We start from the raw sequence: 23,528 nt of genomic DNA on the forward strand, positions 1-23,528 counted from the left end.
AGCCAGCAGCATGTCGTCCGGCGCGGCGCGCCGCATCCTTCAAACTGACGAACCCTACAGCGGCTTCTTCAACCAGGCCCCGAGCTCGCCGATCACGCCGCGGCGAAACGCCAGCACGCAGATCACGAAGATCACGCCCTGCACGACGGTGACCCAGGCGCCGAGCTGGGCCAGGTAGTTCTGCATCGTGATGATCACCGCGGCGCCGACCACCGGCCCGAACAAGGTGCCCATGCCACCGACCAGCGTCATCAGCACGACCTCGCCGGACATCGACCAGTGCACGTCGGTCAGCGACGCGAGCTGGAACACCAGCGACTTGGTCGCCCCCGCCAGGCCGGCCAATCCCGCGGACAGCACGAAGGCGATCAGCTTGTAGCGGTCGGTGTCGTAGCCCAGCGACAGCGCGCGGCTCTCGTTCTCGCGGATCGCCTTCAGCACCTGGCCGAAGGGCGAGTGCACGGTGCGCCAGACCAGCAGGAAGCCGCCAATGAAGATCGCGTAGACCAGCCCGTACATCGCCCAGACGTTCTTCAGGTCGATCAAGCCGAAAAGCCGGCCGCGCGGCACCGCCTGGATGCCGTCTTCCCCGCCGGTGAACGGTGCCTGCAGGCAGAAGAAGTACACCATCTGCGCCAGCGCCAGCGTGATCATCGCGAAGTAGATGCCCTGGCGACGGATTGCCAGCAGGCCGGCACCGAAGCCGAGCACGACGGCGGTGGCGGTGCCGCACAGGATCGCCAGCTCCGGCGTCAGGCCCCAGATCTTCGCCGCATGCGCCGAGACGTAGCCCGCACTGCCGAGGAACATCGCGTGGCCGAAGGACAAGAGGCCGCCGAAGCCGATCAGCAGGTTGAACGCGCACGCGAAGAGCGCGAAACACATCAGCTTCATCATGAAGATCGGGTACACCAGCGCCGGTGCTGCGAGCAGCGCGAGGGCCATCACCGCGAAGGCGATCTGCTGCGCCCTCATTTCTGCGTCCCGAAGAGGCCGGCCGGCTTCAGCAGCAGCACGATGGCCATGATGATGAAGATCACCGTGTTCGACGCCTCCGGATAGAACACCTTCGTCAGCCCCTCGATCAGCCCGAGACCGAAGCCGGTGAGGATGGCGCCGATGATCGAGCCCATGCCGCCGATCACGACGACCGCGAAGACGACGATGATCAAGTCGGCCCCCATCTGCGGGCTGACCTGGTAGATCGGCGCCGCCATCACGCCGGCCAGCGCGGCCAGGCCGACGCCGAAGCCATAGGTGAGCGTGATCATGCGCGGCACGTCGATGCCGAAGGCCTGCACCAGCTTCGGGTTCTCGGTGGCCGCTCGCAGATAGGCGCCGAGCTTGGTCCGCTCGATCACGAACCAGGTGCCCAGGCAGACGATCAAGGACGCGACGACGACCCAGGCGCGGTAGTTCGGCAGGAACATGAAGCCCAGGTTCTGGCCGCCCTGCAGCTCCGGCGGGATCGCGTAGGGCATGCCCGAGGAGCCGTACTCGTTGCGGAACAGCCCCTGGATGATCAGCGCGAGGCCGAAGGTCAGCAGCAGCCCGTACAGGTGATCGAGCTGGTACAGCCGCGCGAGCATCACGCGCTCGATCACCATGCCGGTGGCGCCCACCACCACCGGCGTGATCACCAGCGCCCACCAATAGCCGACGCCGAACTTGGTCATCAATAGCCAAGCGCAGAAGGCGCCCATCATGTATTGAGCGCCGTGCGTGAAGTTGATGATGTTCAGCAGGCCGAAGATGACGGCCAGGCCGAGCGACAGCAGCGCGTAGAACGAGCCGTTGATCAGCCCGATCAGCAACTGACCGAACAGCGCCTGACTCGGGATGCCGAAGATGTCCATGCGTTTCGACTGTTAGCCTAGTTGCCGCAAGCCGGGTCTTCCCAAGCGGCCGCCGCGGAACCGGCTTTGCCGGGCCGCTGGCGGCGCCCCCCTTGGGGGGAGGCGCCGGAGGCGCTCCGGGGGGGAGTCATTTCACGAGGGAACAGCCGCCGTCGGCGATCGGGCGGAACGCCTGATCGGTAGGAATCGTCGCCCGCACGTGGTACAGATCCCATGGGCCCTTCGACTCGGACGGCTTCTTCACTTCGACCAGGTACGCCGGGTGCAGCTTGCGGCCGTCGGCGCGGATGGTGCCCTTGCCGAACAGCGGATCGTCGGTCGGCATCTTCTTCATCTGCTCGATGACCTTCGCGCCGTCGTCGGTCTTGATCGCCTCGATCGCCTTCAGGTAGTGCAGCACGGACGAGTAGACGCCGGCATGGATCATCGTCGGGTAGTTGTTGCGCGGCGCCTGCTCGGAGAAGCGCTTGGCGAAGGCGCGCGTGGCGTCGTTCTGGTCCCAGTAGAAGGTCTCGGTGAAGATCAGGCCCTGCGCGGTTGCCAGGCCGAGCGCCTTGACGTCGGTCAGGAAGACCAGCAGCCCCGCCAGGTTCTGCCCGCCCTTGACGATGCCGAACTCGGCCGCCTGCTTGATCGAATTGATCGTGTCGCCGCCGGCATTCGCCAGGCCGATGATCTTCGCCTTCGACGACTGCGCCTGCAAAAGGAACGACGAGAAGTCGGTGCCCGGGAACGGATGCCGCACCTTGCCCAGCACCTTGCCGCCGCTCTTCGTCACCACCGCCTCGGTGTCGCGTTCAAGCGCATGGCCGAAGGCGTAGTCGGCGGTCAGGAAGAACCAGGAATCGCCGCCGGTCTTGACGATCGCGCTGCCGGTGCCGTTGGCCAGCATCCAGGTGTCGTAGGTCCAGTGGATGGTGTTCGGCGAGCAGGCCTTGCCGGTCAGGTCGGACGATGCGGCGCCGGAGACCAGGAAGGCCTTGCCCTTCTCGCGCGTGATCTGGTTGACCGCCAGCGCCACCGATGAGGTCGGCACGTCGACGATCACGTCGACCTTGTCGGTGTCGTACCAGGTGCGCGCGATCGTCGAGCCGACATCGGGCTTGTTCTGGTGGTCGGCGCCGATCACCTCGACCTTCATGCCCTTCCTCGCGGCGCCGAAGTCCTCGATCGCCATCTTCGCGGCGACCACCGAGCCGGGGCCGGTCAGGTCGGCATAGAGGCCCGACATGTCGTTCAACACGCCGATCTTGATCACGTTGTCGGAGATCTGCGCCGCGGCACCGCCGGCAGCACATGCGGCGGCGGTGGCCACCAGGGTTCGCAGCAACGGGAGGGAACGCTTCGAATTCATGTCAGCTCCAGGGTGTGGTGAGGGACTTCAGGACTAGACGCCGAGCAGCTCGTGCAACAGCCCCATCTTCGATTCGAGCTCGGCCGCGGTGAAGCCTTCGATGATGCGGCCATGCTCCATCACGTACAAACGATCGGCCAGCGGCGCGGCGAAGCGGAAGTTCTGCTCGACCATCACGATCGTCAGCCCCTTCTCGCGCAGCAGCCGGATGGCGCGGCCGAGCGCCTGCACGATCACCGGCGCCAGGCCTTCGGAAATCTCGTCGAGCAGCAGCAGTTTCGCGCCGGTGCGCAGGATGCGGGCGACCGACAGCATCTGCTGCTCGCCGCCCGACAGCCGCATGCCGGGACTCGTGCGCCGCTCCTTGAGGTTCGGGAACAGCGCATAGATCTCGTCGACGCTCAGGCCGCCCGCAGCCACCGCCGGCGGCAGCAGCAGGTTCTCCTCGCAATTGAGGCTCGCGAAGATGCCGCGTTCCTCGGGGCAATAGCCGATGCCGAGCCGCGCGATGCGGTGCGGCGGCAGCCCGATCGCCTCGACACCGTCGATGCGGATCGATCCGGTGCGCCGGCCCACGAGCCCGAGGATCGCCTTCAGCGTCGTCGTCCGCCCGGCGCCGTTGCGGCCGAGCAGGGTGACGACCTCGCCGCGGTGCACCTCGAGGTCGACGCCGTGCAGGATGTGCGATTCGCCGTAGAAGGCGTGCACGCCGGCGAGCTTGAGCAGCGCGTCAGCCATGGGCACCCTGCAGTTCGGCATCCGCCGAGCCCATGTAGGCCTCGAGCACCTGCGGGTTCTTCGACACCACCGCGTACGGCCCTTCGGCGATCACCTGGCCGCGCTGCAGCACGCTGATCGTGTCGGCGATGCTCGCGACGACGTTCATGTTGTGCTCGACCATCAGCACCGTGCGGTTCGCCGCGACGCGCTTGATCAGTTGCGTCACGCGCTCGACATCTTCGTGCCCCATGCCCTGCGTCGGCTCGTCCAGCAGCATCAGCTTCGGGTCCAGCGCCAGCGTCGTCGCGATCTCCAGCGCACGCTTGCGGCCGTAGGGCAGCTCGACCGTCATCGCGCCGGCGAAGTCGCGCAGGCCGACGGTTTCGAGCAGCTCGATCGCGCGGCCGTTGAGCTGCTCGAGCGAGCGCTCCGAGCGCCAGAAGTGCATCGAGGTGCCGAGCTCGCGCTGCAGGCCGATGCGCACGTTCTCCAGCACCGTCAGGTGCGGGAAGGTGGCCGAGATCTGGAACGAGCGGATCACGCCGCGCCGCGCGATCTGCGCCGGCCGCTCCAGCGTGATGTCATGGCCCTCGAACAGGATGCGGCCGCGCGTGGGGATCAGGAACTTGGTCAGCAGGTTGAAGACCGTCGTCTTGCCGGCGCCGTTGGGCCCGATCAGCGCGTGGATCTGGCCGCGCTTGACGCGCAGGTTGACGCCGCTGACGGCGGCGAAGCCCTTGAATTCCTTGACCAGGTCCTGGGTCTCGAGGATGACGTCGGAATCCATCTGTCCTTGTTGTCGGTTATTCGGCTGCCCGCCGCAGTGTCTCCATCACCGGCCGCCGCAGCACTTCGCGCAAACCCCACCACCCTGCCGTCAGCGCCAGCAGCGCGCCGACCGCGGTGCCCGCCAGCGGCACCCAGGGCGACGGTGCCCAGGTGAATTCGAAGACCTGCCGCGCCATCACGCCGCCGACCGTGATCGCCGCGATCGACGCCAGCAAGCCGGCCAGCGCGCCGACACCGAGCAGCTCGGCGCGCTGCATCTGCCGCAGCAGCGCGCTGCCGGCACCCACCGCGCGCATCACCGCGTACTCGCGCGCGCGGCTCTCGCGCGTCGAGGCGACCGCCGCGAACAGCACCACCAGCCCGGCCGCCAGCGTGAAGCCGAACAGGAACTCGACCGCGCGGATCACCTGGTCCAGCACCTGCTGCACCTGGGCCAGCGAGACCGAGACGTCGACGTTGGTGATGTTGGGGAATTGCCGCGACAGCGCGCTGTCGAAGCCCGGCGTCTGAGGCGCGCGAAAGGCGCTGATGTAGCTGATCGGCACGTCGTCCAGGCGCGACTGCGGAAAGATGACGAAGAAGTTGACGCGCATCGAACCCCAGTCGACCTTGCGCAGGCTGGTGATGCGGCCCTCCTTCTGAATGCCGCCGATGTCGAAGCGCAGCCGGTCGCCGAGCTTGATCTTCAGCGTCTGCGCCAGGCCCTCCTCGACGCTCAGGCCCTCGGCCTCGTCGGCCGTCCAGGCGCCGGCGCTGACGCTGTTGTGCCCCGGCAGCGCCGCGGCGTGGCTGACGTTGAACTCGCGCTCGACCAGCCGCCGCGCGCGGTCCTCGGTGTACTGCGCGGGGCCTACCTCCTGCCCGTTCACCGCCACCAGCCGGGCGCGGATCATCGGGTACCAGTCATAACGCGCAATGCCAGCGGCCTTGAGCATCGCCTGGAACGGCTCGCCCTGCTCGGGCTGCAGGTTGATGACGAAGCGGTTCGGCGCATCCTTGGGCGTCGCCTGGCGCCAGGCGGCGATCAGGTCGGTGCGCAGCAGCACCAGCAGCACCAGCGCGAGCAGGCCGACCGCCAGCGCCGAGACCTGCAACACCGCGAAGGCCGGCCGTGCAGCGAGCTGGCGCGTCGCCAGAACAAGCCAACGCGGGGCACGCGTTTCGGGCACCGCGCGCTTGAGCAGCATCACCGCACCCCAGGCCAGCACGGCAAAGACGGCGATCGCCGCGGCGAATCCGCCGACCGCGATCAAGCCGAGCATCAGGTCCGACGACGCCGCCACCAGCAGCGCCGCGAAGCCGGCGCTGCCGGCCAGCAGCACACCGACCGAGGCCGCCTTCACCCCGCCGACATCGCGCCGGATCACGCGCAGCGGCGGCACGCGCGCGAGTTGCAGCACCGGCGGCAAGCCGAAGGCGACCAGCAGCGTCAGCCCGACACCGATGCCGAAGGCGGCCGGCGCGAGCGTGGGCGCCGGCAGCGCGGCTTCCAGCAGGTTCGCAAGCAGCCGGACGAAGATGAAGTGCACCGCAAAGCCGAGCGCAACGCCAAGCAGGCTGGCCAGCAGCCCGATGGCGCCGAATTCCAGCGCATAGGCGCCGGCGATCGCCCGCTGCGGTGCGCCCAGCACGCGCAGCATCGCGCAGTCGTCGAGGTGGCGCTGCGCAAAATCACGTGCGGCGATCGCCACCGCCACCGCCGACAGCAGCGCAGCGAGCAGCGCGACCAGGTTCAGGAAGCGCTGCGCGCGATCGAGCGTCTGGCGCATCTCCGGCCGCCCCGATTCGAGCGACTCGGTGCGCAGGCCGCGCAGCTTCGCCTCGGCGATGTGGGCTTCGGCCCAGCGCACGAACTCGCGCACCTGCCGTTCGTCGGTGGGGCGGCCCTCGGGCGCGGCCACCGCCAGCCGGTAGGTCACGCGGCTGGCCGGCTGGATCAGCCCGGTCGACGCCAGGTCGCCGGCATGGAGCATCACGCGCGGCGCGAAGCTCATGAAGCCGGCGCCGCGGTCAGGCTCGAGCACGATCACGCGGTGAATCGTCAGGCGCTGCTCGCCGAGCATCAGGCCGTCGCCGACCTGCAGCTGCAGCGCTTCGAGCAGCGCGGCGTCGGCCCACACCCCGCCGCGCGGCGGCCCGGTGCTGAGCTTTTCTTCCGCCGCCGCGGGCCCGGCCTTGACGCGCATCGTGCCGCGCAGCGGATAACCCTCCGTCACGGCCTTCAGCGCCACCAGCCGCGATTCGCCGCCCTTGTCGTCGGGGGCGCGCGCCATGCTCGGGAAGGTCGCGCTGCTGACGACGCGCAAGCCCAGCGCACGCGCCTTGTCGGCGAAGGCGGGCGGCGCCGGCTGGTCGCTGGCGACCACCGCGTCGCCGCCGAGCAGCGCGCGGGCGTCGCGGGCGAGCGCCGCCTCGAGCCGGCTGGCGAAGAAGCCGACCGCCGTCAGCGCGGCCACCGCCAGCATCACCGCGACCATCAGCAGCCGCAGTTCGCCGGCGCGGAAGTCGCGCCAGCCCTGGCGCCAGGCCAGCCCCAGCGCCGAGACCGGCAGCCGGGCCGCCGGCGCGTCGAGTGTTCGATCCATGGGGCGCGACGGTACACCAAGCCTCGTGAAACCAGCGTGCAAGAGGGTCGAACGGTCGCGGGCACGCCCGCTGCTCCAATGCCGGGATGGACATCACCTTGCTGCCGCCCGTCTTCGTCTCGCACGGTTCGCCGATGACGGCGCTGGAGCCCGGCGAGACCGGCCCGTTCTGGGGCCGCCTCGGCGCGGCCATCGATGCGCTGGCCGGGCGGCCGCGGGCGATCCTCGCGGTCTCGGCGCATTCGCTGGCGCGCGAGCCGGTGCTGCTGGCCGCGGCCGAGCATCCGACGGTGCACGATTTCGGCGGTTTCCCCGACGCGCTGTACCAGCTGCGCTACGACACCGCCGGCGCGCCCGCGCTGGCGACGCAGGTCGCCGCGCAGCTGGCCGAGTCCGGATTGCCGGTCCAGCGTGTCGACGAAGGGGGCCTCGACCACGGCATCTGGACGCCGCTGCGCTTCGTCTACCCGCCAGCCGACATCCCCGTGCTGCCGCTGGCCTTTCCGCCGGACTGGACGCCGGCGCAGCTGTTCACGCTCGGCGAAGCGCTGGCCCCGCTGGCCGCCGAGGGCGTCTGGGTGCTCGCCACCGGCAGCATCACGCACAACCTGCGCCTGCTGTTCGGCGCGCAGCGGCCGCCGCTCGACGCGCCGGAGATTCCGCCAAGCGCCGCCTTCCGCCGCTGGTTCGTCGAGCGCAGCGCGGCGCGCGACTGGGAGGCGCTGTTCAACTACCGCGCGCAGGCGCCGCACGCCGCGCTGATGCACCCGAGCGACGAGCACCTGCTGCCCTGGTACGTCGCCGCCGGCGCCGGCGGCCGCGATGCCGCGGCTGTGCGCGTGCACGACGCGCTGACCTACGGCTGCCTTGGCATGGACGCCTACGCCTTCGGCCCCGAGGGGGGTAGCCTGGCGCGCGCGCTGGAGCCGCCGACGATCTGAAGGTGAGCCGACCCCCAAGACGCCTTCGGCGTCGCCCCCCGAGGGGGAGTCAGCCGACCGGGAGACCCGGATCGGCTGAGCGCCCCTAAACTGCGGGGCAATGTGCGCGGCCCCCCTGCAGCTCTCCACCGACCGGCTCGAACTGGTCGCCACCGATCCGTCGCTGGCGGAAGCCGTCGCCGACTTCTACCTGCGCAATGCCGCTCACTTCGCGCGCTGGGACCCGCCGCTGCCGCCGGACCATGCCAGCGTGCAGCGCGTGCGCGAATCGCTGACCGAGGGCGAAGCGGCCTTCGAGCAGGGCCGCAGCCTGCGTTGGTGGCTCAAGCCGCGGGCCAAGCCGGCCTGGGTCATCGGCTCGGTGCACCTGTCGAGCATCGTGCGCGGCCCGTTCCAGAGCTGCACGCTGGGCTACGCGCTCGACGTGCAGCACACCGGCCGCGGCCTGATGCACGAAGCGCTGAGCGCGGTGATCGCCGAGGCCTTCGCGCCGGCGATCAACCTGCACCGCATCCAGGCCGCCGTGCGGCCGGAAAACGCACCCAGCCTGGGCGTCGTGCAACGGCTGGGCTTCGTCGAGGAAGGCCTGGCGCGCGACTACCTGTACATCGACGGCGCCTGGCGCGACCACCGCATCTTCACGCTGCTGAATCCCCACTTCGCGCGGCCGCAGAGCTGGCCGCGCAGCCTGGGCTGATCCGGCCTCGGCTGATCAGCGCGCCGACGGCAACGCGCCGCTGACGCCCTGCACCAGCCAGTCCATCGCCGCGATCTGCGCATCGTCGAGCGCGCCCTGCGCCAGCCGCTCGCGGCCGGTGTTGTCGACCAGCCGGCCGCTGAAGGGCCTGAAGCGGCCGCTGGTGATCGCTTGCCGGCGCGCCTCGACATCGGCCTTCAGCCCCGGCGGCAGCGCCGGGTTCAGCGCCGACAGCTGCACGAAGCCGTCCTTCATGCTGCCCCAGACCGGCTGCGCCTTCCACTGCCCGGCGATCACGGCCCTGGCGACCTGCGTGTAGTAGCCGCCCCAGTGGTGCGTTACCGCGGCGAGCTGCGCCTTCGGCGCAAACCTGCTCATGTCGCTCTGGTAGGCCAGCACCGCGACGCCCTTCTCCTCGGCCGTCTGCGGCACCGCGGGCGAGCCGCTGTGGTTGGTCAGCACGTCGGCGCCCTGGTTGATCAGCGCCAGCGCCGCTTCGCGCTCCTTCGCGGGGTCGAACCAGGTGTTCAGCCACAGTAGCTTGAGCTGGGCTGAAAGGTTGGCCGCCTGCATGCCGAGCGCGAAGGCGTTGATGCCCTGCACCACCTCGGGCACCGGGAAGCCGGCGACGTAGCCGGCAATGCCCGTCTTGCTGTGCTTGCCGGCCAGGTAACCGGCAAGCCAGCGCGCCTCGTAATAGCGCGCGTTGTACGTGGTCAAGTTCGACGCGGTCTTGTAGCCGCCGGCATGCTCGAACTTGACGCCCGGAAACTCGGCCGCCACGCGCAGCGCGGGCTCGAGGTAGCCGAAGCTGGTGGCGAAGATCAGGCCGCAGCCTTCGCGCGCCAGGTCGCGCATCACGCGCTCGCTGTCCGGCCCTTCGGCCACCGCTTCGACGAAACGGGTCCTGACCTCGCCGCCGAGCGCTTTCTCCATCGCCTGGCGGCCGAGGTCGTGCTGGTAGCTCCAGCCGGCCTGGCCGACCGGGCTGACGTAGACGAAGCAGGCTTGCAGCGGAGCGGCCTGGGCGGTGAATCCGGCCATGACAAACACGCCGGCGAATGCGGCGCGCTTGAGGTTTTTGTGCATGGTTGTCCTCGACATGGCCCCGACATGGGGCGGCGGCATTCTCTCAAATCGGGGTTGTCCCTCGGGGGGAAAGTCCGGGTGTGGCGCGGTCCTTGCTGCACTGCCGCACGACTTAGCATGTCGCTCACACCAAAAGGAGGACCGCATGCCCATCGTCACGCCCTCTCGCCGCGCGCACCTCGCCACCACCCTCGGCCTGGCCTGCGCGGCGGTATTCGCTGCCCTGGCACCCCAGGCCGCTGTCGCGAAAACCTTCGTGTACTGCTCCGAAGGCTCGCCCGAGAACTTCACGCCGGCGCTGAACACCACCGGCACCAGTTTCGACGCCGCACGCCCCGTCTACGACCGGCTGACGCACTTCAGCCGCGGCTCGACGCAGGTCGAGCCCGGGCTCGCCGAGAGCTGGACCGTCTCTGCCGACGGCAAGGTCTTCACCTTCAAGCTGCGCAAGAACGTCAAGTTCCATTCGGGTGTCGGCGGCTTCAAGCCGACGCGCGACTTCAGCGCCGACGACGTGCTGTTCTCGTTCGAGCGCCAATGGAAGCCCGAACATCCGTACCACAAGGTCTCCGGCGGCAAGTACGACTACTTCGCCGACATGGGCCTGCCCGAGGACCTGCAGTCGATCGAGAAGATCGATCCGCACACGCTGCGCATCACGCTGAAGCGCGCCAACGTGACGATGCTGGCCAACCTGGCGATGGACTTCGCGTCGATCCACTCGGCCGAGTACGCCGACTTCCTCGCCAAGCAGAACAAGAAGGAGCAGTTCGACCAGGTGCCGGTCGGCACGGGCCCGTTCTCGTTCGTCACCTACCAGAAGGATGCGGTGATCCGCTTCAAGGCCAACAAGGACTACTGGGCGCCCGCCGGCGAGAAGGCGCAGGTCGACGACCTGGTGTTCGCCATCACACCCGATCCGACCGCGCGTTATTCGAAGCTGAAGGCCGGCGAATGCCACTTCGTCATCGCGCCGCGGCCGGCCGACCTGCCCGAGATGCAGAAGGACCCGAAGCTGCAGGTGATCAACCAGCCCGGGCTGAACATCGCCTACTGGGCCTTCAACACGCAAAAGCCGCCGTTCGACAAGAAGGAAGTGCGCCAGGCCTTCAGCATGGCGATCGACCGCGCGGCGATCATCAAGGATGTCTACCTCGGTGCCGGCCAGCCGGCGAAGAACCTGATCCCGCCGACCTTGTGGTCCTACAACGACAAGGTCGCGCCGCTTCCGCACGATGCGACGCAGGCCAAGGCGCTGCTGGCCAAGGCCGGCGTCAAGACGCCGCTCGACGTCGACCTCTGGTACATGCCGGTGCAGCGCCCGTACAACCCGAACGCCAAGCGCATCGCCGAGATGATGCAGGCCGACCTGGCGAAGATCGGCGTCAACGCCAAGCTGGTGACCTACGAATGGGGCGAGTACCGCAAGCGCATGCAGCAGGGTGAGCACCTGACGGGGCTGCTCGGCTGGACCGGCGACAACGGTGACCCCGACAACTTCTTCTTCCTGCACGGCTGCGATGCCGCGCGGCCGGGCGGGCAGAACCTGTCGAAGTGGTGCAACAAGGAATTCGACGGCCGGCTCGAGAAGGCGCGCGCGCTGTCCGACACGAAGGAGCGCACCCGGCTGTACCAGGAGATGCAGCAGATCGAGGCCGACGAGGTGCCGGATTTCAAGATCGCGCATTCGGTGGTCTACGAGGTGATGCGCAAGGAGGTCAGCGGCTACAAGCAGAGCCCGTTCGGCTCGCACCAGTTCAATGGAGTCACGCTGAAGTAGCCACGGACTCGCCAGCACGCGCCGGCTGATGTCGGCGCGCGTATGGCTGCTCCACTCCCATGCTCCGTTTCCTGCTGCGCCGCCTGGCGCTGACGCTGCCGACCTTCGTCGCGCTGATGTTCGTCACCTTCGTCGCGATTCGCCTGGTACCGGGCGATCCGGTCGAGGTGCGCGTCGGCGAGCGCGGCATCAGCGCGGAGCGGCTGGCGAAGTTCCGCCATGAGCTCGGGCTCGACCAGCCGGTGTGGAAGCAGTTCGTCGACTACATGGCGCAGCTGCTGCAGGGCGACTTCGGCACCTCGCTGGCGACCAACCAGAAGGTGCTGACCGAGTTCGCCGCGCTATTCCCCGCCACGCTCGAGCTCGGCCTGGCCGGCATGCTGCTCGCCGTGTTGCTCGGCCTGCCCGCCGGCACCATCGCCGCCGCGCGCCGCGGCACCTGGTTCGACCAGGCGCTGATGGGCTTGTCAGTGACCGGCTACTCGATGCCGATCTTCTGGTGGGGCCTGCTGCTGATCATGTTCGTCGCCGAGGCCTGGGGGCTGACGCCGGTGTCGGGCCGCATCGACCTGATCAGGCACTACATCGAGCCGGTCACCGGCTTCATGGTCATCGACGCCTGGCTGTCGGGCCAGGACGGCGCGGTGCTCGACGCGCTGCACCACCTGGTGCTGCCGGCAATCGTGCTCGGCACGATCCCGCTGGCGGTGATCGCGCGCATGACGCGCTCGGCGATGCTCGAGGTGCTGAACGAGGATTACGTGCGCACCGCGCGCGCCAAGGGCCTGCCGCCGTGGCGCGTGATCGGCCTGCATGCGCTGCGCAATGCGTTGATCCCGGTGGTGACGATCATCGGGCTGCAGGTCGGCACGCTGATGGCCGGCGCCGTGCTGACCGAGACGATCTTCTCGTGGCCCGGCGTCGGCAAGTGGCTGATCGAATCGATCTCGCGCCGCGACTACCCTGCCCTGCAAGGCGGCGTGATGCTGATCTCGTCGATCGTGATCGTCGTCAACCTGCTGGTCGACCTGACGTATGGCCTGATCAACCCGCGCATCCGCCATGGCTGACGCAGCGCCGCCGCCCGAGCCCGGTCCTTGGCGCGCCTTCTGGCACGCCTTTCGCGACAACCGCGGCGCGCTGGCCGGCTTCATCGTCGTGCTGGGGGTGATCACGATCGCGCTGCTCGCCGACATGATCGCGCCGCACTCGCCGACCGAGCAGTTCCGCGATGCCGTGCGCGCCGCGCCGATGTGGGCCGAAGGCGGCTCCGCGCGCTTCGTGCTCGGCACCGACAGCCTCGGGCGCGACATGCTGTCGCGGCTGATCCACGGCGCGCGCATCTCGCTGTTCATCGGCCTGGCGGTGATGGGCGTGTCCTTCATCCTCGGCGTGCTGATGGGGCTGGCCTGCGTCGCCTCGCCGGGGCCGCTCGGCCAGGCGGTCGACGTGGTGATCACGCGGCTGATGGACCTGATCATGGCGGTGCCGAGCCTGGTGCTGGCGATCCTGGTCGTCGCAGTGCTGGGGCCGAGCCTGACCAACACCATCATCGCGGTGACCATCGTCTACCTGCCGCGCTACGTGCGGCTGGTGCGCGCGTCGGCGCTGGGCGAGCTGGGCAAGGACTACGTGGTTGCCGCGCGCGTCGCCGGCGTCGCCCGCACGCGGCTCTTGTTCTTCACGGTGCTGCCGAACTGCCTGTCGCCGCTGATCGTGCAGGCCGCGCTCGGCGTGTCCGATGCGATCCTCGAAGCGGCCGCGCTCGGCTTCCTCGGCCTCGGCGCGCAGCCGCCGACCGCCGAGTGGGGCACGATGCTGGCCGATGCGCGCGAGTTCATTCGCTCGAACCCCTGGCTGGTGACGCTGCCGGGCATCGCGATCCTGGTCACCGTGGTGTCGATCAACCTCGCCGGCGACGGGCTTCGCGACGCACTCGACCCCAAGATGAGGCGCTCGTGAAGCCGCTGCTCGAAGTGCGCGGCCTGACGGTGCGCTTCGCGACGCGCCACGGCGCGTTCACCGCCGTTGACGGCGTCGACATCGTGGTCGAGCGCGACGAGGTGCTGGCGATCGTCGGCGAATCCGGCTCCGGCAAGTCGGTCGCGATGCTGGCGATCATGGGGTTGCTGCCGTGGACCGCGCAGGTCGAGGCCGAGCGCATGGCCTTCGACGGGCGCGAGCTGCAGACGCTGACGCCCAAGGAACGCCGCGGCCTGGTCGGCAAGGACCTGGCGATGGTGTTCCAGGAGCCGATGTCGTCGCTGAATCCGTGCTTCACCATCGGTTGGCAGGTCGGCGAGGCGCTGGCGATCCATCTGAAGCTCGACCGCGCCGCGCGCAAGCGCCGCGTCATCGAGCTGCTCGAACAGGTCGGCATCCCCGATGCCGCGCGACGCGCCGGCGCCTTTCCGCACCAGCTCTCCGGCGGCATGTGCCAGCGCGTGATGATCGCGATGGCGCTGACCTGCCGGCCGCGCCTGCTGATCGCCGACGAGCCGACCACCGCGCTCGACGTCACGATCCAGGCCCAGATCCTCGACCTGCTGCTCGGCCTGCAGCGCGACAACGGCATGGCGCTGGTGCTGATCACGCACGACCTGGGCGTCGTCGCCGAGACCGCCGACCGCGTGATCGTGCAGTACGCCGGCCGGCAGGTCGAATCGGGCGCGGCCGAGACGCTGTTCAGCGACCCGCACCACCCGTACACCGCGGCGCTGCTCGACGCGCTGCCCGAGCGCGCGACCGGGCGGCGGCTGGCAGCCATCCCTGGCCTGGTGCCGGGCGCGCACGACCGGCCCGAGGGCTGCTTGTTCTCGCCCCGCTGCGCCTTCGTGCAGCCGCTGTGCCGGCAGCGGCCGTTGCCGGCCGGCGACGCGCTGGGCCGCGCGCTGTGCCACACGCCTTTGCTGCACGGAACGCCGTTGGAGCCGCAGCGGTGAGTGCAGCGACCGCGCACGTGCTGCAGGCCGAGGATTTGACGCGCGACTACGCCGTGCGCCGCGGCCCCTTCCGCGCCCCGGCCACCGTGCACGCGCTGGCCGGCGTCTCGTTCACGCTCGCGGCCGGCCGCACGCTGGCGGTCGTCGGCGAATCGGGCTGCGGCAAGAGCACGCTGGCGCGCCTGCTGACGATGGTCGAGCCGCCGAGCGGGGGCCGGCTGCTGGTCGACGGCATCGACGTCGCCGACGCCACGCTGCGCGATGCCGCACAGCGCCGGCAGCTGCGCCGCGCGGTGCAGATCGTGTTCCAGAACCCCTACGGCTCGCTGAACCCGCGCCAGACCGTCGGCGCCGCGCTGATGGAGCCGCTGCTGGTCAACGGCGAGCGCGATGCCGGCAAGCGCGAGGACGCGGCGCGCGCGATGCTGCGCCGCGTCGGCCTGCGTGACGAGCATTTCACACGTTATCCGCACATGTTCTCCGGCGGCCAGCGCCAGCGCATCGCGATCGCCCGGGCGCTGATGCTGCAGCCGCGGGTGCTGGTGCTCGACGAGCCGGTGTCGGCGCTCGACGTCTCGATCCGCGCGCAGGTGCTGAACCTGCTGGTCGAGCTGCAGCAGGCCTTCGGCGTGGCCTATGTCTTCATCTCGCACGACCTGGGTGTCGTGCGCCACGTCGCCGACGAGGTGGCGGTGATGTACCTCGGCCGCATCGTCGAGCAGGGCACGCGCGATGCGCTGTTCGGCGATCCGCAGCATCCGTACACGCAGGCGCTGCTGTCGGCGACGCCGACGGTGGATGCCGCGGCGCGCCGCCAGCGCATCCTGCTGCGCGGCGAGCTGCCCTCGCCGCTGGCCCCGCCGAGCGGCTGTGCCTTCCATACGCGCTGCCCGATCGCCATCGAGCGCTGCCGCGGCGAACTGCCGCTGCTGGCACCAGCGCTCAGCGACCCGGCGCTGCGGGTCGCCTGCCTGCTGCGTCAACGCTGAGATGTCAGCCCCCAGCTCACTTGGTTCGCGGCCCCTGGGATCGGAAGGATCCCTTGCGGGATCCTAGGGGCTCAGCCGGCTTGGGAGCGGCCCGGCGCCGGCTGCGGCCGCAGCCCCCGCAGCGCCAGCGGAACGCCGACCAGCGTCAACACCGCGCTGCACCAAGCGGCGGCCGGCCAGCCCCAGCGTTCGACGCCGGCGGCCATCAGCGGCGGGCCGATCAGCGCGCCGCCGGCACCGAACTGCGCCAGCAGGCCGTTGGCCCGCACCATGCCGGCCGCGCCGCCGGCGGCGGCCGGCAGCGCCGCAAACGCCAGGCTGAAATAGACGCCGTAGATGGCGTTCAGCAGCGTCGCCAGGAGCGCACTGCGCAACAGCAGCGGCGCCTCGACGAAGACGCCGAACATCAGCAGCGCCGGCAGCGCCATCGATGCCACCACCGGCCCCCGCGGATCGACACCGCGCCGCAGCAGCAGCGCCGCGACCAGGCTGCCGGCCACCGCGGCGATCGAGGCGACACCGGTCCAGCTGGCGGCGACGGTCTGCGCCGCGCCGGCCTGGCCGACCAGAAAGCTCGGCAGCAGCGCCAGCAGGCCGACCTCGGCCAAGGTGCAGCAGCCGAACGAGGCCGCGAGGCACCACACGGCGGCACCGCCGCCGTTCCGGAGGTCGGCGGCACCGCCGCCGTTCGGCAGACCGGCGGCACCGGTGCCGGCGGATCGATCGTGTGCCGCGGCGTGCGCCACCGGCACCGGCCCGCGGGCCTGCGCGAACGCACAGGCGCCCAGCGCCAGCAAGGCCAGCCCACCGGCCACCATCAGCGCCGGACGCCAGCCGAATTGCGCCGCCAGCGCCGCCCACAGCCACGCCCCCAGCGCCAGCCCGACCGGCACGAAGCTGCTCCACAGCGCCAGCGCCACGCCGATCACCGGGCCGGCGACCGAGGCAATCAGCACCGGCGCGGTGACGATCACGCCGAGGAAGCCGATCGCCTCGACCAGCCGCCACGCCAGCAGCGACACCGCGCCCTGCGCGAAGCCGGCGCCGCCGCCGCCGAGCGCCAGGCAGGCCAGCCCGCCGAGCAGCGTGCGCTTCAGCCCGATGCGCTGCGCCAGCAGGCCGGCCACCGCGCCGAGCGTCGCGCCGCCGACTTCCAGCAGCGAGACCGCCGCCGCCGCGGTCGTCAGCGACAGCCCGAGCTCGGCGGCGATCTGCGGCGCCAGCGCCGACAGCTTGCCCATCTGCGCCGCGCCGAGCACGCCGATCAGGTAGTAGCCGAGAATCGCCGGCCAGGGCGAGCCTCGACTCATCGCCGCCCTGTCCTGCCGGATCGACGACGATGACCCTGCACATCCACTGCGGCGACGCGCGCCAGCTCGGGGCTGCGCTGCGGCGCTGGCGTGCGCTGCGCCGCATCAAGCAGGACCATGCCGGTGCGCTGCTCGGCGTGTCGCAGGCCACCGTCTCGCGCTGGGAGAACGGGCGGCAGGCGCCCGATCCGGACGAACAGACGCGGCTGCGCACGCTGATGCAGGCGCGGCTCGACAGCGCTGCCGACCGCGAACTGGCGCGCCTGGTCGAGCACTCGCAGCGCCCGGTGCACCTGGTGTGCGACCTGACGCACCGCTTGCTCGCGCTGTCGCCGGCGCGCCAACGCCAGTGCCGGCTGCCGCGCGCCGAGCTGCTCGGCCGCTCGCTGTGGCGCTATGCCAGCGCCGAGATCATCGAAGCCGAAAGCCGGCTGGCAGCGCTCGACTGGTTCGGCCCGGCCGCACCGGCGCTCGAGATCCGCACCGGCGCCAACGACGATCGTGCAGCGGTGTCGATCGAGCCGAGCCGCTGCCGCTGGGTGCGCTTCCAGCTGGCCGACGGCAGCTTCGCGCGGCTGGTCGAGACGCTGGACGGCTATACCAGTGAATCCAGCCACGGCACCAACTGAGCCAAGGTGTCGAACTGACGGAAGCGCGGGTGCGCGTGCGGCGCCTCGGCCGCCTCGTGCGCCCAGACCAGCGGATACGGAATCAGCGCCGCGTGCGCGCCCGCCTCGAGCGCCGGAAGGATGTCCGAGCGCACCGAGTTGCCGGCCATCAGCGCTTCCTCGGGCGGTGTGCCGTGGCGGCGGAAGGCGCGGCGGTAGGTGTCGGCGGTCTTCTCGCTGACGATCTCGACGCCGGCGAACAGGTCGCCCAGGCCCGACGCGGCGAGTTTCGACTCCTGGTGGAACAGGTCGCCCTTGGTGATCAGGAGCAGTGGCGCGCGCTGCGCGAGCTGTTCCAGCGCGTCGCGCACGCCGGGCAAGGGATCGATCGGGTGCGTCATCAGCTCGCGACCGGCGGCGAGGATTTCGCCCAGCACGCCGGCGGGCGCGTTGCCGCCGCTCAGCTCGACGGCAGTCTCGAGCATCGACAAGGTGAAGCCCTTGGCCCCGTAGCCGTAGACCTTCAGGTTGCGCCGCTCCACCGCGGCCAGGTGCTCTTCGACCTGCGGCGCATCGGCATACGCCGCCAGCAGTTCGTTGAAGCGCTGGTGGGTCAGCCGGAACAGCGTCTCGTTGTGCCAGAGCGTGTCGTCGGCATCGAGGCCGATCAGCGTGGGACGGGTCATGGTCCGGCGAGCATACCGAGGCAACGGCCCGCGGCCGGCGCGCGGCGGTGAATGATTTATTCAGCGCCGGGTTCGGCGTCCGGCGGCTGCAGCCGGATCCGCGTGCCGGTCACGCCGACCACCTGGCCGGCGCGCAGCTTCGCGGTCTTGCGCAATTCCTCGCGGCCGTCGACCTGCACCTTGCCCTCGGCGATCAGCAACTTGGCCTGCGCGCCGCTCGGCACCACCCCGGTCGCCTTGAGCAGCTTGTCCAGGGTGATGAATTCGCCGCGCAGCGTGAAGTCGATTTTTTGCATGGGATGATCTGCTCGGCTGGGAGCCCGGCATTGTGCTGCGCCCGTGGCCGCCGAACTGGTACTAACAATGGTCATCGAGCGGTGCGCTCGACCGCCCCCCCGCCCACCGAGACCCCGGAGCCCCGGTAGATTTCCCTACATCGTCGAGGAGAAGCACCGGTCGGCAGGGTTTCTCCGGAGCGGCCCCGGCCGACCGTTGGATTGACCGGCTGGTCTTGTGTGGTACTATATTGGTATTGTTCGTCACACCACCTATGCGCCTCCAGTCCCTGCCCTCCGCCCAGCCCCGTTTCTTCATCGGCGTCGATGGCGGCGGCAGCGGCACGCGGGTGCGGCTGGTCGATGACCGCGGCCGCGCGCTCGGCCAGGGTGAAGCCGGTCCGTCCGCGCTCGGCCAGGGCATCGAGCAGGCCTGGGAGCACGTGCAGCTGGCAATCGAGCGCGCCTTTGCGCAGGCCGGGCTGCCGCTGGCGGCAGCGGCCGACTGCGCGCTCGGTCTCGGCCTCGCCGGCGCGCACACGCCGGCGCGCTGCGACCGTTTCATGGCCGCCGCGCCGGCCTATGCCCGCGTCGCGCTGGACACCGATGCCGGCACCGCGCTGCGCGGCGCCCATCGCGGCGCGCCGGGCTCGATCGTCGCCGCCGGCACCGGTAGCGTCGGCGAGGCACTGCGCTGCGATGGCCGGCGCGTGTCGGTCGGCGGCTGGGGCTTCGGCATCGGTGACGAAGGCTCCGGCGGCTGGCTCGGCCTGGCGTCGGTGCGCATCGCCCAACGCGCGCTCGATGGCCGCGCCAGCGCCGGCCCGCTGGCGCGCGCGGTGTGGCGGGTGGCCGGCGGCCAGCGCGATGCGTTGCTCGACTGGGCGGCGGTGGCCGGCCAGCATGGTTTTGCCCGGCTCGCGCCGCTGGTCTTCGACAGCGCCGACGCCGACCCGGCGGCACGCCGATTGCTCGACGAAGCAGCACACGCGCTGGTCGAAATGGCGGCGGCGCTGGACCCGGCGGCCGAATTGCCGCTGGTACTGATCGGCAGCATCGCAAAGCGGCTCGCGCCGCGGCTGCCGAAGGAATGGCTGGCGCTGGTTGTCGCGCCCCATGGTGATGCGATCGATGGCGCGCTGTTGCTGGCGCGCGAACCACGGGTTCTCGCCTGATGCTCTCTCCCGCGAACCGGCTCCCCGCCGACGGCCCCGCCGCCCGGCGACTGGACGGCCACATCCTGACCCCCCGCGGCTTCGTGCGCGGCCACCTGTTGATCGGCGACGACGGCCGCATCGCCACGGTCCACGGCGAGCCGCGCGACGAATACGCGGTGCGCCACGAAGGCCTGCCGATCCTGCTGCCCGGCTTCATCGACCTGCACGTGCACGGCGGCGGCGGCAGCGACACGATGGAAGGCGGCGATTCGGTCGAGCGCATTTCCCGCCTGCACGCCACCTACGGCACCACCTCGCTGCTGGCGACGACGATGACCGCGCCGCACGAAGAGCTGGTCAACGCACTGTCGGCGATGGGCCGCATCTGCGCCGAGCGCTCCGCCGGCGGCGCGCGTGTGCTCGGCGTGCACCTCGAGGGCCCGTACATCAATGCCGGCAAGCTCGGTGCACAGCCGGACTTCGTGCGCGCGGTGTCGATCGATGAGTTGCAGGAGCTGCACGCGCTGGCGCCGATCCGGCTGATCACGCTGGCGCCCGAGCTGCCGCACAACCTCGAGGTGATCGAGCCGCTGGTCGCTGCCGGCTTTCGCGTGCAACTCGGCCACTCGGCCGGCAGCTACGAGGACGGCGTCGCGGCACTGCAGCGCGGCGCGGGCGGTTTCACGCACCTGTTCAACGCGATGACCGGGCTGCACCACCGCGCGCCCGGCATGGTCGGCGCGGCGCTGGCGCATGCGCGTTACGCCGAGATCATCCCTGACCTGCTGCACGTGCACCCGGGCGCGATCCGCGCCGCGCTGCGCGCCATTCCCTGCCTGTACTGCGTCACCGATTCGACCGCCGCCGCCGGCATGCCCGACGGCGACTACAAGCTCGGCAGCCACACCGTCACCAAATGCCTGGGCGGTGTGCGGCTCGAGGACGGCACGCTCGCCGGCAGCACGCTGACCATGGACCAGGCGCTGCGCAACCTCGTCGGCCTGGGCCTGGAATTGGAAGAAGCGGCCCGCCGCACCTCGACCCACGCCGCCGACTACATGGGCCTGCATGACCGCGGCCGACTCGAACCCGGCGCCTGGGCCGACATCGTCGTGCTCGACCGCACGCTGCAACTGCAACAAGTGATCATCGAAGGAGAAGCGATTGAGCTCGCGGACGTCCACTGACGCGCCCCATGACGTACCGGTTTCGCGCATGCTGAGCGAGGCGCGCGAAGCGCCGGCAGCGATCGCCCGCGCACTGGCGGCCGACGGGGAGACGCTGGCCGCGCTGGGCCGCGTGCTGCGCGCCGAACCGCCGTCGGCGGTGCTGACGGTCGCCCGCGGCAGCTCCGACCATGCCGCTCACTTCATGGCCTATCTGGTGATGGCGCGTTTGGGGCGGCTGGTCACATCGCTGCCGATGTCGCTGGTCACGCTGTATTCGTCGCGGCTGCAGTGCGAGGGCCTGTTGTCGCTGGCCTTCTCGCAATCCGGCCAGAGCCCGGACCTGGTCGCGCCGCAGCGCTTCTTCCGCGCCGGCGGCGCGCGCACGGTGGCCGTCGTCAACGACCCGGCATCGCCGCTGGCCGAGGCTGCGCAATGGGTGCTGCCGCTGCACGCCGGCGCCGAACGCAGCGTCGCGGCGACCAAGAGCTACATCGCGCAGCTCGTCGCCGGCGCGCGCTTCGTCGCGCAGTGGCAGGGCGATGCGACCCTGCAGTCGGCACTCGAGGCCCTGCCCGAGGCGCTGGAATCGGCGGCCTACGCCGACTGGACGCCGCTGGCCGAGACGCTGATCGATGCCGACCGGCTCTTCGTCATCGGCCGCGGCCTGAGCCTGGCGGTGGCGATGGAAGCGGCGCTGAAATTCAAGGAGGTCTGCGGCATCCAGGCCGAGGCCTTCTCCGGCGCCGAGGTCAAGCACGGCCCGATGGCACTGATCGACGAGGGCTATCCGATGCTGGTCTTCGCACCGCGTGGCCCGGCGCAGGCCGGCCTGCTGGCGCTGGCCGACGAGATGCGCCAGCGTGGCGCGCGCGTGCTGCTGGCCGCGCCCGCCGGCACGCCCGGTGCCGAGCTGCCGCTGATCGCCACCGCCAACGAAGACCTCGATGCGATCAGCGCGATCCAGAGTTTCTATCCCGCCGTGGAAGCGCTGGCGCGCGCGCGTGGCCTCGACCCGGACGCGCCGCGTCACCTGAGCAAGGTCACGAGAACCCACTGAATCCGATGAGCCACCCCGATTTCCACCCCGGCCACCTGGTGATGGTCGACCTGCCGGGCACCTCGCTCGACACCGAGTCCGCCACCTTCCTGCGTCGCCACCACATCCGTGCGATCTGCCTGTTCCGCAAGAACCTCGGCAGCGAGGACGAGGTGCGGCGCCTGATCACCGAGCTGCGCGAGGTGCTCGGCCCCGAGGCGCTGATCGGCATGGACCAGGAAGGCGGCTCGGTCGTGCGCGCAACCTTCCTGCCGCAGGCACCGGCTGCGATGGCGCTCGGCGCGGCCGACGACGAAGCGCTGGCCGAAGCCGTCGGCGCGGCGGTGGCGCGCGGCCTGCGCTCGCTGGGCATCAACTGGAACTTCGCGCCGGTGCTCGATGTCAACAACAACCCGGCGAACCCGGTGATTGCCGAGCGCAGCTTCGGCGCCGACCCGGAGCGCGTCACGCGGCTGGCCGCGGCGTGGATGCGCGGCTCGCTGCGCGAAGGCGTGGCCTGCTGCGCGAAGCACTTTCCCGGCCACGGCGACACGCATGTCGATTCGCACCACGCACTGCCGACGGTCGACAAATCGCTCGAAGAGCTCGAGGCGCTGGAGCTGATCCCGTTCCGCGCGCTGGCGCACGGCCCCGATGCGGCGCCGGCGCTGATGACCGCGCACATCGTCTACCCGCAGATCGACGCGGCCCATCCGGCGACGCTGTCGCGCCCGGTGCTGACCGGCCTGCTGCGCGAACGCATCGGCTACGACGGCGTCGTGATCACCGATGCCCTCTTCATGAAGGCCGTGCACGAGCGCTACGGCCATGCCCGTGGCGCCGTGATGGCGCTGCAGGCCGGCGCCGACATGCCGCTGGCGCAGGGCAGCGTGCAGGAGCAGTCCGACACCGTGCAGGCGATCGAGGAAGCGCTGCGCGAAGGCGAGTTGCTGCCGCAGCAGGCGCAACGCGCCGCGCAGCGGCTGGCGCGCCTGGCGCAGGCGTATCCGGCCACGCCGCGGGTCTACGACGAGGCGCAGCGCGCCCACGACGACGCGCTGATGCATCGCGCCTGGGCGCGCGGGCTGACGGCGCTGGGCGGCGCGCTGCCACCGCCGCGCGGCGCGGCGCTGCGCGTGTTGACGCAGGCATCCGTCGCCAGCGATGGCGTCTCCGAAGCCGGCCTGCCGGCCGCGAAGGTGCGCGAGCTCTTCGCCGGTTTCGACAATGTCGAGTTCATCACGCTGCCGGATCTGCAGGCGATCAACGCCACGAGCTTGCCGCGCGATGGCCGCGTCAATCTGCTGGTATCGAACCAGCGCACGCGCTACCCCGGCACCGCCGCCGCGGCGCGCCCCGACCTGCACCTGGCGCTGTGGAACCCGTTCCAGGTGCTCGACATCGCCGCGCCGGCTCTCGTCAGCTGGGGCTACGCCGACGGCGCGCTCGCGGCTGTGCGCGCCTGGCTCGAAGGCGCCGCCGATGCGCCCGGCCGTGCGCCGGTGGCGCTGGCGCCGCTGTCCGCCTGATCCGCCCCCGCTGCAC

22 protein-coding genes are annotated in these 23,528 nt (G+C 70.6%); 12 read left to right on the top strand and 10 right to left on the bottom strand.

Translation table 11 applies throughout. From position 1 onward, the window contains the following. Positions 1-54: 54 nt before the first annotated feature. The 6 genes from HLB44_RS24075 to HLB44_RS24100 all read right to left on the bottom strand — a co-directional run bounded on the left by HLB44_RS24075 (position 55) and on the right by HLB44_RS24100 (position 7,304). Positions 55-975, bottom strand: a complete 921-nt coding sequence (locus HLB44_RS24075; protein ID WP_173128291.1) for a branched-chain amino acid ABC transporter permease — start codon at positions 973-975, stop codon at positions 55-57. Continuing rightward, positions 972-1,856: a branched-chain amino acid ABC transporter permease gene (locus HLB44_RS24080; protein ID WP_173128294.1), complete on the bottom strand. Its 885-nt coding sequence runs from the start codon at positions 1,854-1,856 to the stop codon at positions 972-974. Before HLB44_RS24080 ends, HLB44_RS24075 begins: the two co-directional genes overlap by 4 nt. Positions 1,857-1,983: 127 nt before the next feature. Continuing rightward, positions 1,984-3,210 carry an ABC transporter substrate-binding protein gene (locus HLB44_RS24085; RefSeq protein ID WP_173128297.1) on the bottom strand — a complete coding sequence of 409 codons (1,227 nt, stop codon included), beginning with the start codon at positions 3,208-3,210 and terminating at the stop codon, positions 1,984-1,986. Between the two features lie 33 nt (positions 3,211-3,243). Then, positions 3,244-3,948 carry an ABC transporter ATP-binding protein gene (locus tag HLB44_RS24090; RefSeq protein WP_173128300.1) on the bottom strand — a complete coding sequence of 235 codons (705 nt, stop codon included), beginning with the start codon at positions 3,946-3,948 and terminating at the stop codon, positions 3,244-3,246. Next, on the bottom strand, positions 3,941-4,717 hold the full coding sequence (locus tag HLB44_RS24095) for an ABC transporter ATP-binding protein (RefSeq protein ID WP_173128302.1): 777 nt from the start codon (positions 4,715-4,717) through the stop codon (positions 3,941-3,943). Before HLB44_RS24095 ends, HLB44_RS24090 begins: the two co-directional genes overlap by 8 nt. A gap of 16 nt (positions 4,718-4,733) precedes the next feature. Next, positions 4,734-7,304 carry an ABC transporter permease gene (locus HLB44_RS24100; RefSeq protein WP_173128305.1) on the bottom strand — a complete coding sequence of 857 codons (2,571 nt, stop codon included), beginning with the start codon at positions 7,302-7,304 and terminating at the stop codon, positions 4,734-4,736. An 86-nt stretch (positions 7,305-7,390) separates the two neighbouring features. On the opposite strand from HLB44_RS24100, the gene HLB44_RS24105 reads away from it, so the two are divergent. Together HLB44_RS24105 and HLB44_RS24110 are read left to right on the top strand one after the other, a co-directional pair. Next, entirely contained in the window at positions 7,391-8,245 is an 855-nt protein-coding gene (locus HLB44_RS24105) for a dioxygenase family protein (RefSeq protein ID WP_217283781.1), read from the top strand. Between the two features lie 100 nt (positions 8,246-8,345). Then, entirely contained in the window at positions 8,346-8,942 is a 597-nt protein-coding gene (locus tag HLB44_RS24110) for a GNAT family N-acetyltransferase (RefSeq protein WP_173128308.1), read from the top strand. A 15-nt stretch (positions 8,943-8,957) separates the two neighbouring features. On the opposite strand, the gene HLB44_RS24115 is transcribed toward HLB44_RS24110, so the two are convergent. Then, positions 8,958-10,031 (bottom strand): BMP family ABC transporter substrate-binding protein, encoded by a 1,074-nt coding sequence (locus HLB44_RS24115; protein WP_173128310.1) that lies wholly within the window; start codon positions 10,029-10,031, stop codon positions 8,958-8,960. 145 nt (positions 10,032-10,176) lie between these two features. Between HLB44_RS24115 and HLB44_RS24120 the strand changes: the two genes are divergently transcribed. From HLB44_RS24120 to HLB44_RS24140, 5 genes are read left to right on the top strand one after another with little or no spacing between them, the layout of a single operon-like run. Continuing rightward, a complete protein-coding gene (locus tag HLB44_RS24120) occupies positions 10,177-11,811 on the top strand; it encodes an ABC transporter substrate-binding protein (RefSeq protein ID WP_173128313.1) in 1,635 nt (544 codons plus the stop codon). A 59-nt stretch (positions 11,812-11,870) separates the two neighbouring features. Further along, on the top strand, positions 11,871-12,881 hold the full coding sequence (locus HLB44_RS24125) for an ABC transporter permease subunit (protein ID WP_173128317.1): 1,011 nt from the start codon (positions 11,871-11,873) through the stop codon (positions 12,879-12,881). Then, on the top strand, positions 12,874-13,773 hold the full coding sequence (locus HLB44_RS24130; RefSeq protein WP_173128319.1) for an ABC transporter permease subunit: 900 nt from the start codon (positions 12,874-12,876) through the stop codon (positions 13,771-13,773). Before HLB44_RS24125 ends, HLB44_RS24130 begins: the two co-directional genes overlap by 8 nt. Then, on the top strand, positions 13,770-14,753 hold the full coding sequence (locus HLB44_RS24135) for an oligopeptide/dipeptide ABC transporter ATP-binding protein (RefSeq protein ID WP_173128322.1): 984 nt from the start codon (positions 13,770-13,772) through the stop codon (positions 14,751-14,753). Before HLB44_RS24130 ends, HLB44_RS24135 begins: the two co-directional genes overlap by 4 nt. Next, positions 14,750-15,742 carry a dipeptide ABC transporter ATP-binding protein gene (locus tag HLB44_RS24140; RefSeq protein ID WP_173128326.1) on the top strand — a complete coding sequence of 331 codons (993 nt, stop codon included), beginning with the start codon at positions 14,750-14,752 and terminating at the stop codon, positions 15,740-15,742. Before HLB44_RS24135 ends, HLB44_RS24140 begins: the two co-directional genes overlap by 4 nt. A 71-nt stretch (positions 15,743-15,813) precedes the next feature. Here the strand turns inward: HLB44_RS24140 and HLB44_RS24145 are convergent, their stop codons facing one another. Further along, entirely contained in the window at positions 15,814-17,052 is a 1,239-nt protein-coding gene (locus HLB44_RS24145) for an MFS transporter (RefSeq protein WP_173128329.1), read from the bottom strand. A 29-nt stretch (positions 17,053-17,081) separates the two neighbouring features. On the opposite strand from HLB44_RS24145, the gene HLB44_RS24150 reads away from it, so the two are divergent. After that, the gene (locus HLB44_RS24150) at positions 17,082-17,681 is read left to right on the top strand and encodes a helix-turn-helix domain-containing protein (protein WP_173128332.1); all 600 of its coding nucleotides are present in this window, start codon (positions 17,082-17,084) and stop codon (positions 17,679-17,681) included. Here HLB44_RS24150 and HLB44_RS24155 read toward each other — a convergent pair. Both HLB44_RS24155 and HLB44_RS24160 read right to left on the bottom strand, forming a co-directional pair. Then, a complete protein-coding gene (locus tag HLB44_RS24155) occupies positions 17,648-18,346 on the bottom strand; it encodes an HAD family hydrolase (RefSeq protein WP_173128335.1) in 699 nt (232 codons plus the stop codon). The genes HLB44_RS24150 and HLB44_RS24155 overlap by 34 nt on opposite strands. Positions 18,347-18,402: 56 nt before the next feature. Beyond that, positions 18,403-18,642, bottom strand: a complete 240-nt coding sequence (locus HLB44_RS24160) for an RNA-binding S4 domain-containing protein (protein WP_173128338.1) — start codon at positions 18,640-18,642, stop codon at positions 18,403-18,405. A gap of 254 nt (positions 18,643-18,896) precedes the next feature. On the opposite strand from HLB44_RS24160, the gene HLB44_RS24165 reads away from it, so the two are divergent. Genes HLB44_RS24165 through nagZ form a run of 4 tightly spaced genes read left to right on the top strand, consistent with a single transcriptional unit; the run spans position 18,897 to position 23,512 of the window. Further along, on the top strand, positions 18,897-19,796 hold the full coding sequence (locus tag HLB44_RS24165) for a glucosamine kinase nucleotide-binding domain-containing protein (RefSeq protein WP_173128341.1): 900 nt from the start codon (positions 18,897-18,899) through the stop codon (positions 19,794-19,796). After that, positions 19,796-20,965: an N-acetylglucosamine-6-phosphate deacetylase gene (gene nagA / locus HLB44_RS24170; protein ID WP_173128344.1), complete on the top strand. Its 1,170-nt coding sequence runs from the start codon at positions 19,796-19,798 to the stop codon at positions 20,963-20,965. The genes HLB44_RS24165 and nagA overlap by 1 nt, the downstream gene beginning before the upstream one ends. Before the next feature lie 28 nt (positions 20,966-20,993). After that, positions 20,994-22,004 (top strand): SIS domain-containing protein, encoded by a 1,011-nt coding sequence (locus HLB44_RS24175; protein WP_173128347.1) that lies wholly within the window; start codon positions 20,994-20,996, stop codon positions 22,002-22,004. A gap of 5 nt (positions 22,005-22,009) precedes the next feature. Continuing rightward, positions 22,010-23,512, top strand: coding sequence for a beta-N-acetylhexosaminidase (gene nagZ / locus HLB44_RS24180; RefSeq protein ID WP_246312427.1), 1,503 nt, complete (start codon positions 22,010-22,012; stop codon positions 23,510-23,512). Positions 23,513-23,528: the final 16 nt, after the last annotated feature.

Source organism: Pseudaquabacterium terrae, assembly GCF_013266755.1.
GTDB lineage: Bacteria > Pseudomonadota > Gammaproteobacteria > Burkholderiales > Burkholderiaceae_C > Pseudaquabacterium > Pseudaquabacterium terrae.

Bases quoted from the DNA above. Each gene is read 5' to 3' on its own strand.
- HLB44_RS24075 (WP_173128291.1), bottom strand. From the start codon at position 975: ATGAGGGCGCAGCAGATCGCCTTCGCGGTGATGGCCCTCGCGCTGCTC.
- HLB44_RS24080 (WP_173128294.1), bottom strand. From the start codon at position 1,856: ATGGACATCTTCGGCATCCCGAGTCAGGCGCTGTTCGGTCAGTTGCTG.
- HLB44_RS24085 (WP_173128297.1), bottom strand. From the start codon at position 3,210: ATGAATTCGAAGCGTTCCCTCCCGTTGCTGCGAACCCTGGTGGCCACC.
- HLB44_RS24090 (WP_173128300.1), bottom strand. From the start codon at position 3,948: ATGGCTGACGCGCTGCTCAAGCTCGCCGGCGTGCACGCCTTCTACGGC.
- HLB44_RS24095 (WP_173128302.1), bottom strand. From the start codon at position 4,717: ATGGATTCCGACGTCATCCTCGAGACCCAGGACCTGGTCAAGGAATTC.
- HLB44_RS24100 (WP_173128305.1), bottom strand. From the start codon at position 7,304: ATGGATCGAACACTCGACGCGCCGGCGGCCCGGCTGCCGGTCTCGGCG.
- HLB44_RS24105 (WP_217283781.1), top strand. From the start codon at position 7,391: ATGGACATCACCTTGCTGCCGCCCGTCTTCGTCTCGCACGGTTCGCCG.
- HLB44_RS24110 (WP_173128308.1), top strand. From the start codon at position 8,346: ATGTGCGCGGCCCCCCTGCAGCTCTCCACCGACCGGCTCGAACTGGTC.
- HLB44_RS24115 (WP_173128310.1), bottom strand. From the start codon at position 10,031: ATGCACAAAAACCTCAAGCGCGCCGCATTCGCCGGCGTGTTTGTCATG.
- HLB44_RS24120 (WP_173128313.1), top strand. From the start codon at position 10,177: ATGCCCATCGTCACGCCCTCTCGCCGCGCGCACCTCGCCACCACCCTC.
- HLB44_RS24125 (WP_173128317.1), top strand. From the start codon at position 11,871: ATGCTCCGTTTCCTGCTGCGCCGCCTGGCGCTGACGCTGCCGACCTTC.
- HLB44_RS24130 (WP_173128319.1), top strand. From the start codon at position 12,874: ATGGCTGACGCAGCGCCGCCGCCCGAGCCCGGTCCTTGGCGCGCCTTC.
- HLB44_RS24145 (WP_173128329.1), bottom strand. From the start codon at position 17,052: ATGAGTCGAGGCTCGCCCTGGCCGGCGATTCTCGGCTACTACCTGATC.
- HLB44_RS24150 (WP_173128332.1), top strand. From the start codon at position 17,082: ATGACCCTGCACATCCACTGCGGCGACGCGCGCCAGCTCGGGGCTGCG.
- HLB44_RS24155 (WP_173128335.1), bottom strand. From the start codon at position 18,346: ATGACCCGTCCCACGCTGATCGGCCTCGATGCCGACGACACGCTCTGG.
- HLB44_RS24160 (WP_173128338.1), bottom strand. From the start codon at position 18,642: ATGCAAAAAATCGACTTCACGCTGCGCGGCGAATTCATCACCCTGGAC.
- HLB44_RS24165 (WP_173128341.1), top strand. From the start codon at position 18,897: ATGCGCCTCCAGTCCCTGCCCTCCGCCCAGCCCCGTTTCTTCATCGGC.
- nagA (WP_173128344.1), top strand. From the start codon at position 19,796: ATGCTCTCTCCCGCGAACCGGCTCCCCGCCGACGGCCCCGCCGCCCGG.
- HLB44_RS24175 (WP_173128347.1), top strand. From the start codon at position 20,994: ATGCTGAGCGAGGCGCGCGAAGCGCCGGCAGCGATCGCCCGCGCACTG.
- nagZ (WP_246312427.1), top strand. From the start codon at position 22,010: ATGAGCCACCCCGATTTCCACCCCGGCCACCTGGTGATGGTCGACCTG.